The organism is Pseudomonadales bacterium (assembly GCA_041395665.1).
Lineage (GTDB): Bacteria > Pseudomonadota > Gammaproteobacteria > Pseudomonadales > UBA7239 > UBA7239.
Genome location: JAWLAB010000005.1, coordinates 69,784 through 84,681 on the forward strand (window position 1 = coordinate 69,784; position 14,898 = coordinate 84,681).

The 14,898-nt window shown below is 51.7% G+C and carries 16 protein-coding genes; 1 reads left to right on the forward strand and 15 read right to left on the reverse strand.

The window, feature by feature from the left end; translation table 11 throughout:
- Positions 1–146: 146 nt before the first annotated feature.
- The 10 genes from R3E63_08120 to acnB all read right to left on the reverse strand — a co-directional run bounded on the left by R3E63_08120 (position 147) and on the right by acnB (position 6,815).
- Positions 147–329 (reverse strand): hypothetical protein, encoded by a 183-nt coding sequence (locus tag R3E63_08120; protein ID MEZ5539895.1) that lies wholly within the window; start codon positions 327–329, stop codon positions 147–149.
- 159 nt (positions 330–488) lie between these two features.
- Positions 489–845 carry a hypothetical protein gene (locus R3E63_08125; protein MEZ5539896.1) on the reverse strand — a complete coding sequence of 119 codons (357 nt, stop codon included), beginning with the start codon at positions 843–845 and terminating at the stop codon, positions 489–491.
- A gap of 620 nt (positions 846–1,465) precedes the next feature.
- Positions 1,466–1,783, reverse strand: coding sequence for a hypothetical protein (locus tag R3E63_08130; GenBank protein MEZ5539897.1), 318 nt, complete (start codon positions 1,781–1,783; stop codon positions 1,466–1,468).
- Positions 1,784–1,832: 49 nt separating this feature from the next.
- Positions 1,833–1,973 carry a hypothetical protein gene (locus R3E63_08135; protein MEZ5539898.1) on the reverse strand — a complete coding sequence of 47 codons (141 nt, stop codon included), beginning with the start codon at positions 1,971–1,973 and terminating at the stop codon, positions 1,833–1,835.
- A 21-nt stretch (positions 1,974–1,994) separates the two neighbouring features.
- Positions 1,995–2,285: a hypothetical protein gene (locus R3E63_08140; GenBank protein MEZ5539899.1), complete on the reverse strand. Its 291-nt coding sequence runs from the start codon at positions 2,283–2,285 to the stop codon at positions 1,995–1,997.
- Between the two features lie 84 nt (positions 2,286–2,369).
- Positions 2,370–2,492: a hypothetical protein gene (locus tag R3E63_08145; GenBank protein MEZ5539900.1), complete on the reverse strand. Its 123-nt coding sequence runs from the start codon at positions 2,490–2,492 to the stop codon at positions 2,370–2,372.
- 61 nt (positions 2,493–2,553) lie between these two features.
- Positions 2,554–2,874: a lysozyme inhibitor LprI family protein gene (locus R3E63_08150; GenBank protein MEZ5539901.1), complete on the reverse strand. Its 321-nt coding sequence runs from the start codon at positions 2,872–2,874 to the stop codon at positions 2,554–2,556.
- A complete protein-coding gene (locus R3E63_08155) occupies positions 2,871–3,224 on the reverse strand; it encodes a hypothetical protein (protein MEZ5539902.1) in 354 nt (117 codons plus the stop codon). The genes R3E63_08150 and R3E63_08155 overlap by 4 nt, the downstream gene beginning before the upstream one ends.
- 30 nt (positions 3,225–3,254) lie before the next feature.
- Positions 3,255–4,133 carry an ATP-binding protein gene (locus R3E63_08160; protein ID MEZ5539903.1) on the reverse strand — a complete coding sequence of 293 codons (879 nt, stop codon included), beginning with the start codon at positions 4,131–4,133 and terminating at the stop codon, positions 3,255–3,257.
- 84 nt (positions 4,134–4,217) lie between these two features.
- A complete protein-coding gene (gene acnB, locus R3E63_08165) occupies positions 4,218–6,815 on the reverse strand; it encodes a bifunctional aconitate hydratase 2/2-methylisocitrate dehydratase (GenBank protein ID MEZ5539904.1) in 2,598 nt (865 codons plus the stop codon).
- A gap of 260 nt (positions 6,816–7,075) precedes the next feature.
- Here acnB and R3E63_08170 point away from each other — a divergent pair, with 260 nt between their 5' ends.
- Complete coding sequence (locus R3E63_08170; protein MEZ5539905.1) at positions 7,076–8,707, forward strand: acyl-CoA synthetase; 1,632 nt, start codon at positions 7,076–7,078, stop codon at positions 8,705–8,707.
- Here R3E63_08170 and truA read toward each other — a convergent pair.
- From truA to leuB, 5 genes are all read right to left on the reverse strand, one after another.
- The gene (truA, locus tag R3E63_08175) at positions 8,704–9,525 is read right to left on the reverse strand and encodes a tRNA pseudouridine(38-40) synthase TruA (GenBank protein MEZ5539906.1); all 822 of its coding nucleotides are present in this window, start codon (positions 9,523–9,525) and stop codon (positions 8,704–8,706) included. The genes R3E63_08170 and truA overlap by 4 nt on opposite strands.
- A 22-nt stretch (positions 9,526–9,547) precedes the next feature.
- Positions 9,548–10,003, reverse strand: coding sequence for a FimV/HubP family polar landmark protein (locus R3E63_08180; protein MEZ5539907.1), 456 nt, complete (start codon positions 10,001–10,003; stop codon positions 9,548–9,550).
- Positions 9,982–12,384 carry a FimV/HubP family polar landmark protein gene (locus R3E63_08185; protein ID MEZ5539908.1) on the reverse strand — a complete coding sequence of 801 codons (2,403 nt, stop codon included), beginning with the start codon at positions 12,382–12,384 and terminating at the stop codon, positions 9,982–9,984. The genes R3E63_08180 and R3E63_08185 overlap by 22 nt, the downstream gene beginning before the upstream one ends.
- Before the next feature lie 249 nt (positions 12,385–12,633).
- Positions 12,634–13,749: an aspartate-semialdehyde dehydrogenase gene (gene asd, locus R3E63_08190; GenBank protein MEZ5539909.1), complete on the reverse strand. Its 1,116-nt coding sequence runs from the start codon at positions 13,747–13,749 to the stop codon at positions 12,634–12,636.
- A gap of 44 nt (positions 13,750–13,793) precedes the next feature.
- Positions 13,794–14,870: a 3-isopropylmalate dehydrogenase gene (gene leuB, locus R3E63_08195; GenBank protein ID MEZ5539910.1), complete on the reverse strand. Its 1,077-nt coding sequence runs from the start codon at positions 14,868–14,870 to the stop codon at positions 13,794–13,796.
- Between the last annotated feature and the right edge of the window lie 28 nt (positions 14,871–14,898).

The window sequence follows — 14,898 nt, forward strand, 5'->3', positions numbered from 1 at the left end:
CGGTACTAAAGTCAAAGCAGCACCGTGGTAATAAGAACAGGGGCCAGCAACTTCGGATCTGAGCGCGCCTTTATCCAGCGAAACCAAAGCCACACGGCAAATTGGCGCAGTTGCATCGTCGAGGGTCGCCGCCCTCCCCAACAATTTCACTCACTGGGTACACCATGCAGCGTTACGGCACCGGTGCAACCTTCTACGCCAACGGTGAGATCGATAGCAGCTTGTTGGATTGTGGTGATGCGCGATGAACCGAAGCCATCCAGTGCATTGCCTTCACTCGCCCTCGCCTTCCACGAGCTAGCAGGTATCGCATCAACCGCTGGCGGCAAGCCGACCGGGGAACTTTGCCGGACGCTGTCTTGCTCTGTATCCGGGATCAACCCTCGGTCGCCGCATCGTTCGTGCAGGAACCTGAGGACCAGTAAGCCAGCACTTCACCATCCTGCGATAGCATATTAGCTGTACCTCCAACGATGTACGTGTGCCTTTCAGCCGACAGTGATACCGGTTGTAGGGTCCGTCACCATCAAGCCATCTTCACCGTTACAAAACAGCCGCGTGCCGGTTGGATCCAATACAAAATGCTCCAACTCCCAGTTGCCTTCCGCCACCAAACGAGAGGCTTTATCTCCCACTCGTGCGGCCAGCAACGCTAAAGAGCCGTGCCCTCTGTTTTGCAGCCATACCGTCAAACCGCCACCCGTTTGTGGGTCGCGGCTGTAATCATCAAAATCCGGCAGCGGGGATGGTATTTTCATTGCCTCCGCCTCCGCGTTTGCGGCCAACTCACTCGCTGGCACAGTCGCCGGTTGTTCGGTGTAGCCATTCATATCCGCATTGAACACCGTGTCCTCGCCCGGTCGCGCGCACGCACTTGGAAATGGCCATCCTCACTCCATGACCAATGATTAAATTCTGAAATATCTTGCGCCTGCTCAATCCGTCCTTGGTGTACGCGCGGTGTAGCTAGAACCAACTGCCCACTGGCAAGCTGATGAAGCCAGATTTGCACGACATAACCACCGTCCTCAACACCCAAGGCCATCAAAGGTTTTACTATCGGGGAGAAAACAGTGCTTGGTAATTCATCTGCTGCCAGTGATCAGGGTAAGCCGCCTGTAGCGGCGCAGTAGGGATTACTTTCACCGATTGCGGTGTCAACGGCGGCGCGGCCATGTCCGTGTGGGCAATACGCGCTGGGTAGATCGCCTGCAAGCAGAGCAATTGACCGTACTCTTTGGGCTCAGCTCCTCTTCGCTGCCCTCACGCGGCTTTACCTGATCCAGCCCGCAGCGCTTGTCTCTCTCGGCGAGCCACTTTCTGGCTCGTCTTTGACTGCGGCGATAGCAGCTTCTCCCCTGCTGCGCAGCCAGTACCGCTGTAGCGGGTAGCCATTTTTCCATCCAGTGAGCCGACGGTATCCCGCACAAATCGCTTTGTCGATCTGGCGTGTGTAACTATGCAATCAAAAGCTGGCGCCATCGGCATACGGTGATACGCTGCACAACACACAAAAATTGAAAGCGTGCCGCCAGTCACCGCTGCATAAAAGCTCGATCAAGCTTTGTACAAAACATCGCATTACTGGTTGTCCTCTGGTTTGCGTAGTGAAGCAAAGCAAGGCAGTATTCCCTCCTTCCTCTTTCGCCTCCATAAATTCATCACGCAGGCGCGCGCCCGTCGACCAGACCAAGCGACTAAAATCCTCTACCGCGGCATAGGAGTCGCCTACCGAAGTTTTGGCAATGACGCTCGCGGCGTGTCGGTGGTCAAAAATCATCATGCCAGCTCGCTGAGGTAAATAAGCTGTGAAGCGCTGTTTGTCGAACAGATCAGCGCATCAACTCCCCAACTCCCCCAAGCCGCGATACGACGGCAGCAGTGCAGCGCGAGAACCACGCTTTTAACTCAATCGTGCCGTGACCGAGATCATCCGCGCCCACATCAAAAGACCGGCTACTTTCTACAACCATCGGGCTCTCTGCCCTCTTTGGCTATTTCATCCGGCACCACATCAGAAGGTTCATCCATTGCATCAGGCAAAGCGCCTTATCTACCAGCACAGCGGTGAGCTGGCGACTACCTTTTCTGGCTTCATAGACTGCACTGGGACCAGGCTCACTATCGCCCTTGCCTTGTAAAGCAACGCGCGTATAAAGCGTATTGCCCTGCCAAACAGCTGCCATCACAGCCAAAGGCGAGTCCGGCGGCGCGTGTGGCGTGAGCTGGTCAGGCGCTGGCGTTGCCGGCATGAGCTGGCGATCAGCAAAACGGTAGAGCCACATGGTCAGCACCATCTACTTCAAAGAAACTGGCTAGCCAGATGACGTATCCACCATTCGGGTGACGTATTTATCGCGCGAATATCTTCATCGGGGAGCGAACTCAGGGCGCGCTAAACGAATAGATGACAAATCCATTTCCATGATGTTCTGTGAAATGGGTGCAACCGCTGTGTCTTGCAAAATACGACGACGATCTAAATAAATCATTCTAAACAATTGTAAGCTTGCTTGCCCACCCCCGCAGAAGTATCCGTAGCGCTTGTAGTGTTCATTCAGCAACACAGCGTCTGTCGCGTTCACGCATCCAATCGCGCTGCTCAAACACCAAATGCTCACGCGCAGATTTTTTTGCTGCAGCGTAAACAGCGCGGTAGCTGCGCGCCAAAGCCCAATCATTCCAGCGCAGCACCGCTTGAGAACAAATAAATTTTTCCACTGTTTTGCTGGCTTTCTTGCAATCAAAACTGGCTGGTACTGTTTCAGCAACAGCAACCGTTGACCACGCCACACCCAGCAACACGCCCCACACTGCGATAAAAAATATGCATGCAAGCCGCAACCGTGCTTTGCATGAGTTCAACGCAATCATGAACGCACGCCTGATGATTGAGATTGAGATGGGGAACAAGCATCTAACAATGCGGCGACAGGCTTGGCAGAACCTTCCATGTCATAGCGTTGAGTATGCCCATCGACGATGATTTCCAACTGCCCTTTTGCGGTCAGGATTTTTTTCAGCACAGCATTAAGTGGCAGACGCCCTTCAACATCTTTTCCACCCGAATCTTCATTCGCCAATGCTTTTTCTGAAAATGCAATACGCTCTCCATCAGCAGTGAGGCTTACTTTTAACAAGTCTCCTTCTTGCGCTTGGCTTTGCTCATCTTGCACATACACTTTAATGATCGGCTCACCCACAGTGCATGAAAAAGTCAGCACGCACATCTACCCATCCGTGTATGAATCCAATTATCGCTCGCCCAACTGTAACCGCCCTGCTGTATCACGCGCAAACTGCGCCGCCACACGCCCAGAGCGCGAGCCGCGCTGTGTTGCAAACGCACAGGCATCTATATTGATGGCGTCTGTCACCGCTACGCCGTATTGATTCAACCAATGCGCGACAGCGGCTAAATATTCATCTTGCGTAAATGGATAAAACGCCAACCACAAACCAAAGCGCTCCGACAAAGAAATTTTTTCTTCAATCGCTTCACTAGGATGCAATTCACCCTCCACCATTTGCGAGGAAACATTGTCTTGCATGTATTCCGGCAATAAATGGCGACGATTAGAAGTCGCGTAAATCAACACATTGTTATCTGGCGATGCAAGCGAGCCATCCAGCGCGGTTTTCAAGGCTTTGTAGGCCGGTTCTTCATCGGCAAAAGTTAAATCATCACAAAAAATAATAAACCGCAGCGCCGCATAGCGCGTATCGCTACGGATAGCGTCGAGAATATCGGGCAAATCCACCAAATGATCGCGCTGCACTTCAATAATACGCAAACCATCAGCAGCATAGCGATTCAACAACGCACGCATTAAGGAAGATTTTCCTGTGCCGCGCGCACCCGTCATCAATACATTGTTCGCGGGAAGCCCTTGTAAAAACTGCTGCGTATTGCGCAACACTTCATTTTTCTGACGATCAATACTCAGCAAATCATCCAATGATAAAGACGCTAGTTGAGTGACTGGCTCCAAGCGCCCTGCACCACGCCGCACTAACCAGCGAAACGCCGGCGCAGCGTATAAATCCGGCACACTCGCGCGCACAGGAAAATGCTCTTGCAAGGATGCGGCAATTTTTTGCAATACAACAAGTGTTTCTTTATCCGTGGACATACAACACCTTATTTTTCATCAAAGCACATAAGAAAAGACCCGCCGAAGCGGGTCCTGTTATTGGTAGCAAAAACCAGCAACACCCTAAAGCACAACTTCTTGCACATGCGTCACTTTGATGGTTTTCACTTTGTCCGCAGCGTGCTGGAACGATTCAATTTCGTTGAAGTTCAGGTAGCGATAAATTTCCGCGCCCATCGTACTCAATTTGCCCGCGTACTCTAAATACTCTGCTGGTGTTGGTAATTTACCCAATACAGCAGCAACCGCCGCCAATTCTGCAGACGCCAAAAACACATTGGCGTTATCGCCTAAACGGTTGGGGAAATTACGCGTCGAAGTGGAAACCACGGTAGAGCCGGGGCGCACGCGCGCTTGGTTGCCCATGCACAGTGAACAGCCAGGCATTTCAGTGCGCGCACCGCTGGCACCAAAAATACCGTAATAACCTTCTTCTTTGAGTTGGAATTCATCCATACGCGTTGGCGGCGCAATCCACAAAGTCGTGGGCAGCGAACCGTCTTTCACATTCGACAACAACTTACCCGCCGCGCGATAGTGACCGATGTTCGTCATGCAAGAACCGATAAACACTTCGTCGATTTTTGTGTTCTGCACATCGCTCAATTTTTTTACATCGTCTGGATCGTTCGGACAAGCCAGCAACGGTTCTTTGATCTCATTCAAATTGATGTCGATAATTTCTGCGTACTCGGCATCTTTATCCGCTTCCATCAATTGTGGATTCGCCAACCACGCTTCCATGGATTTAGCGCGATGTTCGAGTGTGCGAGCATCGCCGTAACCTTCTTTAATCATCCAGCGCAGCATGGTGATGTTAGACGTTAAGTATTCGATGATCGGTTCTTTATCCAATTTAATCGTACAACCAGCAGCCGAACGCTCGGCAGACGCATCAGAAATTTCAAACGCCTGCTCCACTTTCAATTTTGGCAAGCCTTCGATTTCCAAAATGCGGCCAGAGAAAATATTTTTCTTGCCTTTTTTCTCAACAGTCAACAAACCTTTTTGAATCGCCGCGTAAGGAATCGCATTCACCAAATCACGCAGTGTGATGCCAGGCTGCATTTCACCTTTGAAGCGCACCAATACCGATTCCGGCATATCCAAAGGCATTACGCCCGTTGCTGCGGCAAACGCCACCAAACCGGAACCCGCAGGAAATGAAATACCAATCGGGAAACGCGTGTGCGAATCACCGCCAGTGCCGACGGTGTCTGGCAGCAACATACGGTTGAGCCAAGAGTGGATGATGCCGTCACCTGGGCGCAGCGCCACACCGCCGCGCGTCATGATGAAATCTGGCAGTGTGTGATGCGTTTCCACATCAACCGGTTTTGGATATGCCGCTGTGTGGCAGAACGATTGCATCACCAGATCAGCAGAGAAACCCAAGCACGCTAAATCTTTCAATTCATCGCGCGTCATCGGGCCTGTAGTGTCTTGTGAACCCACCGTTGTCATTTTGGGTTCGCAGTAAGTGCCGGGGCGAATACCGCTCACGCCACAGGCTTTGCCCACCATTTTTTGCGCCAGCGTGAAGCCTTTTGTGCTGTCTGCTGGTGGATGTGGGCGACGGAAAGTCGCCGAAGGCTCTAAGCCCAACTCTGCGCGCGCTTTGTCGGTCAAACCGCGACCGATAATTAAATTGATACGGCCACCCGCGCGCACTTCATCCAACAACACATCGGTTTTCAAACTGAAATCAGCGAGCATTTCGCCGTTTTGATTGGTGATTTTTCCTTCGTACGGCTTGATGGTAATCACATCACCCATATTCATTTTTGATACATCGCACTCAAACGGCAACGCGCCAGCATCTTCCATGGTGTTGAAGAAAATCGGTGCAATTTTTCCGCCGATGCAAATACCGCCGTAGCGCTTGTTCGGTACAAAAGGAATGTCGTCACCGGTGTACCAAATCACGGAGTTGGTAGCAGATTTACGCGAAGAACCGGTGCCGACTACATCACCCACGAACGCAACGGGATGACCTTTTTTCTTCAATTCAGCAATTTGCTCGCCAGCATTAGTAATGCCTTCGCGCGGATTTTTGAACATCGCTTTTGCGTGCAATGGAATATCAGGGCGGCTCCACGCATCCGGTGCAGGCGATAAATCATCGGTATTGGTTTCGCCCGTTACTTTGAACACAGTGGCAGTAATTTGTTGCGGCACATCAGGGCGCGAAGTAAACCACTCGGCATCCGCCCAGCTTTGCATCACGGCTTTCGCTTGTGCGTTGCCTGATTTTGCTTTTTCTGCCACATCGCGGAAAGCATCGAACATCAACAGTGTGTGTTTTAACTCGGCTGCGGCAGCATCTGCCAGTTCGGCGTTATCCAACAGATGCACTAGCGTGGTGATGTTGTAGCCGCCCAGCATCGTACCGAGCAAATGCACGGCATGTTTTTTATCGATAAGCGGAGAAGCGGCTTCGCCTTTCACAATTGCCGTCAAAAAGCTGGCTTTGACATACGCGGCAGGGTCTACACCCGCAGGCACGCGATGCGTAATCAGTTCCATCAAAAACGCTTCTTCACCTTTGGGTGGATTTTTCAGCAACTCCACCAAGCCAGACACCTGCTCGGCCGACAAAGGCTTAGGCACAACGCCTTCAGCAGCGCGTTCTTCAACATGTTTACGATAGGCTTCTAACACGGCGGATACCTCAAAAGACAAAAGGTGAAAGCAGGTAAAACTGCAAGGGAGACTGGGATTTGCAAGGGTGGCTATTGTAGGCAAAGGGTTAGGCAAGTTCAAAGAATGCGGCGTCTTGCTGAGATGACGACCGACATAAGTCGTATCCATCAAGGGCTAATCCTCGCCTGCAACCTGCTAGAATCACCGATTCTCGTCGACCAGCGTCGACGCTCACGGATCACAAAAACATTCGCACAAATAAAAAGAGGACACGAGTAATGAGCACGCCGACATTCAACATCGCCGACCTGTATGAAATGGTGACCGACACGGTGCCGGATCGTGAAGCACTGGTCTGCGGCAACTCACGCGTTACTTTCGCGCAACTGGATGAACGCGCCAATCGTTTTGCTCACTTCTTGAAAGGTCAAGGCATCAAAGCGGGCGACCATGTCGGCCTCTACATGTACAACTGCGCGGAATACATGGAAAGCATGTTGGCCTGCTTCAAAATTCGCGCTGTGCCTGTGAATGTGAACTACCGTTATGTCAAAGATGAATTGCTTTACATTTTTGATAACTCTGACATGGTGGCGTGCATTCACCACCGCGAATTTATTCCTGCGATTGCTGAAGTACGCCAAGCAGCGCCTGGCTTGAAATTGTTTGTCTCGGTAGAAGATGGCACACATCACGATTTGGGCAGCATCGGTTCTTTTGAATACGAAGCCGCAGTGAATCAAGGTTCTGCTGCGCGCGATTTTGGTCAACGCGCTGGCGACGATTTATTCATTCTCTACACCGGCGGCACCACCGGTATGCCCAAAGGCGTAATGTGGCCGCACGAAAATGTATTTTTTGCAGCGATGGGCGGTGGCGGTCACTTCAGCCCGCACGGCAAATGCGAAAAACCTGAAGACATCAAAACACGCGTCACTGAATTTCCGTTATGCGGTATTGCACTTGCACCACTCATGCACGGCGCTTCATGGTGGTATGCCTGCATTCAATTACTGGCAGGCAATAAATTGGTATTGAATCACCACCGTTCTTTCAACGGCGCGCAAGTGTGGGATATTGTTGAACGCGAAAAATGTAACGCCGTACAAATTGTTGGCGATGCGATGGCCATTCCTCTTTTAGATTCCTTAGAAGAAAACCCGGGTAAATGGGATCTCTCTAGCGTATTCAATGTTGGTTCAGGCGGCGCTGTTTTTTCTGAAGCCAAACAAAATGATTTCAAAAGACATTTCCCCAACTGTTTCATCACCAATGCGTTTGGTTCTTCTGAATCGGGCCAGATGGGCATGGACGGCGGCAATAAAAAATCCGAAGGCGGTTTGGGTAATGTCGCAAAAAGTGATTTCATGGATGTCATCATCGAAGACGAAACACCGATGCGCCACGCCAAGCCGGGCGAAACCGGTATTTTTGCACGCGCTGGCCACATCCCTGTTGGCTACTACAACGATCCGATAAAAACGGATAAAACTTTCGTGATGATCAACGGCAAGCGTTGGTTGTTGACAGGCGATGCAGCAAAACTGGAAGACGACAATTCCATTTCTGTGTTTGGTCGCGGTAGCAATTGCATCAACTCTGGCGGCGAAAAAATCTTCCCAGAAGAAGTTGAACAAGCTTTGAAAGCGCATCCCGATATTTTTGACGCTTTGGTTGTCGCCACACCGGATCCGCGTTTTGGCAGCAAAGTCACTGCCGTGGTTTCTGTGCGCGATGGCAAAAAATTATCGCTGGCTGATGTGCAAGAAAAAGCGCGTCAACATGTCGCCGGCTACAAAGTGCCACGCGAATTGCATATTGCTAACGAAGTAGTGCGTTCGCCATCTGGCAAGCCTGATTACAAATGGGCGAAAGAATATGCGATGGCGGGTAAAGGCTTAGCGTCTTAATCCAACAACATAAACGGACCTTTACGCACGGCAGGGAAGCCGTAGTCTTTGTCGTAATCCACTTTCACTAAATACAAAGCACCGGGCGCTTCTGTTTTGCCCGCTTGTTTGCGATCGCGCAACGCGAGCACATCACGCACCCACTCCGGTTTTTTATTCTGCAATCCCACCGGCAACATCAAACCCATCAAATTGCGCACCATGTGATGTAAAAACGCATTGCCGCACAATTCAGCAATAACCCATTCATTTGTCACTGTGAATTCAAAACGGTGCAGTGTGCGCACAGGGCTTTTTGCTTGGCAGCTGGAGCCACGCACAGAAGAAAAATCGTGCTCACCCAAACAGAAATTAGCCGCTGTTTGCATGGCAGCAATATCCAAAGGTTTTCTCACCCACAAACACTGCCCCGCAGCAATCGCCGGTTGCGATGCTGTGTTGGCAATCAGGTAACGATAAGTACGGGCGCGCGCTGAAAAACGTGCGTGAAAATCAGCGGGAACCGGCCGCACCCAACGCACACGAATATCACTCGGCAACTGCGAATTCACGCCCATCACCCACGCTTTTTCATCGCGCTGCGCGACGGTATCGAAATGTACGATTTGCTGGGTGGCGTGAACGCCAGCATCGGTTCGTCCAGCACAAACCACGGTGATGGGTTCGTTGGCGACAAAACTCAATGCCTGCTCTAAAGCCGCTTGTACTGTTGGCTCTGTGCGCCCTGCCAGCCGCTGCCAGCCGTGATAGCGATCACCGCGATACTCTATCGCCAGCGCAAAACGAGAAATGCCCGGGGGAAGACTCCCTCCGGGCATGATTTCTGCGTTACGACGATACTCAGCTGATGCTATCAAGCAATGCCTGAGCTTCGCGTTTCTGGTCGTCGCGACCTTCGTCGAGAACTTCAGCGAGAATGTCGCGCGCACCGTCTTTATCACCCATGTCGATGTAAGCACGCGCCAAATCCAGCTTGGTGGCGGCTTCGTCGGCATCTGACAAGAAATCCAGTTCTTCGTCGATATCGCCCGCGTCAGCAGTCACAGCACCCAACACCGCCGCACTTTCTGTGTCTAACTGCTGTGCAGGTGCGGACTCATCCAAGCCAACATCCGTTAAATCAAATTCAGGTTCAGCCGTTGATGTACCCAGATCAAGATCAAAGTCGAGATCAAAGCCACCATCAGCAGCAGAAATAGCTTCGTCTTCCGCTTCTTCAATCGCGGCTGATTGTTCCAAAGCTGTAGATGGCTGTTCAATGACATCTTCCATATTCAAGCTAAGGCCGGTATCCAACAGGCAGCTTCTGGCTGAACAGTGAGATCCAACTCGCTCAAATCGAGCGCACTATCATCCAGCATCGGGGTTTCTGCGCTGTGCAAATCCGTTTCAAGCACGGTTTCTTGCGCATCAAGATCAAAGTCAAGACCAAACTCTGGCTCATCACTGATACCTGCCGCTTCTGCAGCGGAAGTCACACCAAACGCAAACGGTGTGGCTGCAGCACTCGGAATGGCGGCACGCAGTGTCCCCGCTTTTGCAATAGCTGCGTCGTCATCCAACTCGATAAGCGCTTTGTAGGCTTCATCAAATGCAGCCAACTTACCGGTTTCTTTGTACAGCTCCAGCAGTTTTAAGCGGTAGTCGCTGCGTGTAGGCTCTGCGGTGATGGCCGTATTCAACAGAGCCTCACCCTTCTCAAAGTTGCCAAAAGAAATGTAGATATCTGCTTCGCCCAGCACATCACCTGACTCAGCCTTTACTTCGGGTGCGGCCTCGGTATCGAGTGTTTGCTCTGCTGCAGTTTGCTCATCAACAGCCACAGGCGACGCTTCTTCCACCTCAGATTCTTGCCATTCGGCCGCTTCTTCCTGTTCCTCTTCGGCGGACATACTGTCTGGCACGAACGCTTCTTCAAGTGGCTCCACTTCTTCTTGGCGCGTTGCCCGTCTGCGATAACCAATCAATCCCAGCAACATAACGATAAACGCTATGCCGCCGAGGACCGCTGGGCTATTCATCACTTGATCAATAAGCGATGGCTCAACCGCAGCCGGCGCTTTCTGCTCTTTAGCAACTGGCTCCGGTTCAGCTGGCTTAGGCTGCTCTACAACAGCAGGAGCTGGGGCTGGCTCAGCCGCCACCGGTTGTTGCTGTGGCTCGGCAGGTGTCGCTTCTGGTGCTGGCTGCTGTGCGTCAGCAGCAGGCTGTGCTTCGGGTTGAGCTACTGCTGCTTGCTGCTGGGCTGCGGCTTGAGCCTCTGCCTCGGCTTTTGCCTGTTGCTCAGCGGCAAGAGCATCTGCTTGTGCTTTGGCTTGTTGTTCAGCGGCAAGAGCATCTGCTTGTGCTTTGGCTTGTTGTTCAGCGGCGAGAGCATCTGCTTGCGCTTTAGCCTGTTGCTCTGCGGCTAGTTTCGCTTGTAGCGCAGCCAGCTCACCACTTTGCAACTCTAAAAGCTTATCGGCATTGGCTTTTTGCGCATCAACATCTTTGATACGCGAAGTGACATCTTGGTTTTCACGCTGCACACGGTTTAACTCTTCCATGCCAACAGCCAGATCGTTCTGTAGCGTTTGGAGTTCTGAGGCATTCTGCTGGTCACCTGCCCCTTGCGTTGCTTGGGTGCTATCACTCGCCGGTGTAGGCGTTGCCAGCTTCAACTGTCCTTCATCTTGGGCTGGAGCAGCGGGCTCTTGTTGTGTGCGCCCTGTGGCATCAACTTGTGCGCCAGCTGGTGGTGGCAAGCTAACGCCGGAGCGCCATGCATCTTCTTGCTCCTTCATTTTTGCGAAAGCTTCGGCACGACCCAAGCTGGCAACTTCTTCTTGGCTAGGCAGGCGAAGCACCTTGCCCACTTTCAACAAGTTGACATTGTTTTTGTTGAAAGCTTCTGGGTTCAGTCGCTGAATAGCCAGCAATTTCTGATGAATGCTGCCCTTGCCGTGTACGCTGCGCGCAATACGCCATAAGGTGTCATTGGTTTTGGTTGGGCCGTACGAACCAGCAGAGGACTCAGCTGCCGCTGGCTTTTCTGCCACAGGCTCAGGTTTAGGCTGCTCGACTGGCTTAGGCTGCTCAGCAGGTTTCGCTTCTGGTTCTTTGGCCGCTGGCGGCGCTTCTTGTTTTTTGGCCTTGGGAGTAGGCGCTGCAGCCACAGTCGGTTCAAAAGCCATAACCGGCTGAGGTTTTGGTTCAACCGCTTGTTGTGGCTCTGGCGGCAGCTCATCAAAGCTTTCGCTCACCGGCGCTTCATAACTAAAATCTGTAGGGCTTTGTGAATAAGTCGGCAAATCCATCAGCAAAGTGTATTCGCGTAACAAGCGACCACTTGGCCAGTTAATTTCCACCAAGAAATTTAAGAAAGGTTCACGAATAGGCTGCCGCGTGGTGACAACCACTTTAGGATTCGATGGGTCTGCCAGATCTAAATGAAAACGCAGCGTATTGAGAAATTGATCCATTTCTACGCGGGCATTGGCAAAATCTTCTGCTGGCGCCAGATTCACCATGATTTGGTTTTCTGACAAGTCATTGACTTGAACCAGTTTGATTTCTGCTCGCAGCGGCTCATTCAGAGCACTTTGCAACTTGATATCACCCAAACCGATGGCATAGGCATTACCTAAAACAGTGCTACCAAGGAAGGATGAAAGTGCAATGGCCAGTTTACGATCCATAAAAGTGCCCTTTTTTTATTCGTTTAATTGAGACTTGAACCGCCCTCAGCCTACGCTGGGGCAACATCGAGATATACCGCAAGTACACCAAGCGTGGTCGACTTTACAGGATAGGAGAGGAAAAAACTAGAATAAGGATTCAGTTAACTCTGTAACCCACTGGCAGTTATGGACTTTTATCCAAAATCTGCCGAGTGAGTCACAGAATAAAACATCGAGCTTTCAGCAATACTTGGCTTTTAACAACATTTAGCTTTCAACAAGAATGCGCAACATACGACGCACAGGCTCGGCGGCACCCCACAGCAGCTGGTCACCCACGGTAAAGGCTGACAGGTACTCCTTACCCATGCTCATGCTGCGAATTCTGCCCACAGGAACTGACAAAGTGCCGGTAACAGCCGTCGGCGTGAGCTCTTGCACGGTCAGCGGCTTCTCGTTAGGCACGACTTTCACCCAATCGTTAGCACCGGCGAGAATCGCTTCCACCTCCACCGGCGAGACATGCTTTTTCAGCTTGATGGTCAGCGCTTGGCTGTGACAGCGCATGGCGCCGATGCGCACGCACAGACCGTCAATCGGCACGATGTCTTTGCCGTCCAAACCGAGGATCTTGTTAGTCTCAGCCTGCCCTTTCCACTCTTCACGGCTCTGACCGTTCTCAAGCTGGGTGTCGATCCAAGGAATCAAACTACCCGCCAGCGGCACACCAAATTGCTGCGTAGGAAAACTGCTGGAGCGCATCGCAGCAATCGCTTTGCGATCAATATCCAGAATAGCCGTTGCAGGATTAGCGATATCGTCAGCCACGGCATTACCCAGCACTTGCATCTGTTTCAGCAACTCGCGCATGTTTTGTGCGCCAGCGCCGGAAGCCGCTTGATAAGTCATGGATGAAACCCACTCAATCAAGCCTTCACGGAACAGACCGTTCAGCGCCATCAACATCAAGCTGACTGTGCAGTTGCCACCGATAAATTTGCGCTGACCGTGATCCAGTGCTCGCTCGATCACATGCTTGTTGACAGGATCCAACACCACCACGGCATCAGGGTCCATACGCAGCGCGGAGGCGGCATCAATCCAATAGCCTTTCCAACCAGCCGCTTCCAGTTTCGGGAAAACAGCCTTGGTGTAATCGCCGCCTTGGCATGTGAGGATGACATCCATCTCCCTCAGCGCATCAATATTGTTTGCATCCAACAGCGGGCTAGTGGATTGCCCAACCGCAGGGCTCGCTTGACCCACCTGTGAGGTGGTAAAGAAATACGGATGGATATCAGCAAAATCGCCTTCTTCTTGCATGCGCTGCATCAGCACCGAGCCAACCATACCGCGCCAACCAACAAATCCTACTTTGTTCATCACATCACCCTTACTGTTGTGTTCTTTCTGTCAAAAATTGTAGCTCAAGCCAGCGCAGCCACGACGGCTTCGCCCATCGTTTTTGTGCCAACTTTTTGCATGCCATCGCTCATGATATCGGCGGTGCGCAAGCCCTGATCCAGCACTTTGCCTACAGCTTGCTCAATGGCATCGGCGGCGGCGGGTGCAGCCAAGGAATAACGCAACATCATCGCCACCGACAAAATAGTCGCCAGCGGATTGGCAACGCCCTGCCCTGCAATATCCGGCGCAGAACCGTGGCAGGGCTCGTACAGGCCTTTGCCATTCACATCCAAAGACGCTGAAGGCAACATACCGATAGAGCCAGTCAACATTGCCGCTTCGTCCGACAAAATATCGCCGAACATATTGCCCGTTACCATCACATCAAATTGTTTTGGTGCGCGCACTAATTGCATGGCTGCGTTATCGACATACATGTGCGACAACTGCACATCGGGATAATTTTTGCCGATGCGCTCCATCACTTCGCGCCACAACACCGTCACTTCCAACACATTGGCTTTATCGATCGAGCACAATTTTTTACCGCGTTTGCGCGCCAATTCAAAAGCGAGTTTGCCGATGCGTTCGATTTCACTCTCGCGGTACACCGCCGAGTTGTAGCCTTCGCGCTCACCGTTTTCCAACACGCGCACACCGCGCGGCGCACCGAAATACAAACCGCCGGTTAATTCGCGCACGATCAAAATATCCAAACCGGCAACAATTTCCGGCTTGAGCGACGAAGCTTCCGCCAATTGCGGATACAAAATCGCCGGACGCAAATTGCCAAACAATCCTAATTTAGAGCGAATCGCCAGCAGGCCTTTCTCTGGGCGAATAGCAGTATCCAGCTGATCCCATTTCGGACCGCCAACTGCGCCCAACAAAATTGCATCCGCTTTAATGGCTTGCTCGTGCGTTACTTCAGGATAGGGAACGCCGTGCGCATCAATCGCTGCACCACCCAACAAGCCCTGCTCCCACTGCAAACCCAAGGAAAACTTTTTGTTGGCGACATCTAAAACTGCAACAGCTTGTTCAACAATTTCTGGGCCAATACCATCACCGGGCAACACTAAAACTTTTTTACTCATCACAACCTCGAAACTTTTTAATTTTCAT

Excerpts from the sequence above, each read along its gene's own strand:
- R3E63_08135 (MEZ5539898.1), bottom strand. The coding sequence starts at position 1,973 with ATGGTTGTAGAAAGTAGCCGGTCTTTTGATGTGGGCGCGGATGATCTC.
- R3E63_08170 (MEZ5539905.1), top strand. The coding sequence starts at position 7,076 with ATGAGCACGCCGACATTCAACATCGCCGACCTGTATGAAATGGTGACC.
- R3E63_08145 (MEZ5539900.1), bottom strand. The coding sequence starts at position 2,492 with ATGATTTATTTAGATCGTCGTCGTATTTTGCAAGACACAGCGGTTGCA.
- R3E63_08160 (MEZ5539903.1), bottom strand. The coding sequence starts at position 4,133 with ATGTCCACGGATAAAGAAACACTTGTTGTATTGCAAAAAATTGCCGCA.
- R3E63_08130 (MEZ5539897.1), bottom strand. The coding sequence starts at position 1,783 with ATGATGATTTTTGACCACCGACACGCCGCGAGCGTCATTGCCAAAACT.
- leuB (MEZ5539910.1), bottom strand. The coding sequence starts at position 14,870 with ATGAGTAAAAAAGTTTTAGTGTTGCCCGGTGATGGTATTGGCCCAGAA.
- asd (MEZ5539909.1), bottom strand. The coding sequence starts at position 13,749 with ATGAACAAAGTAGGATTTGTTGGTTGGCGCGGTATGGTTGGCTCGGTG.
- R3E63_08185 (MEZ5539908.1), bottom strand. The coding sequence starts at position 12,384 with ATGGATCGTAAACTGGCCATTGCACTTTCATCCTTCCTTGGTAGCACT.
- R3E63_08150 (MEZ5539901.1), bottom strand. The coding sequence starts at position 2,874 with ATGATTGCGTTGAACTCATGCAAAGCACGGTTGCGGCTTGCATGCATA.
- truA (MEZ5539906.1), bottom strand. The coding sequence starts at position 9,525 with ATGCCCGGAGGGAGTCTTCCCCCGGGCATTTCTCGTTTTGCGCTGGCG.
- R3E63_08140 (MEZ5539899.1), bottom strand. The coding sequence starts at position 2,285 with ATGTGGCTCTACCGTTTTGCTGATCGCCAGCTCATGCCGGCAACGCCA.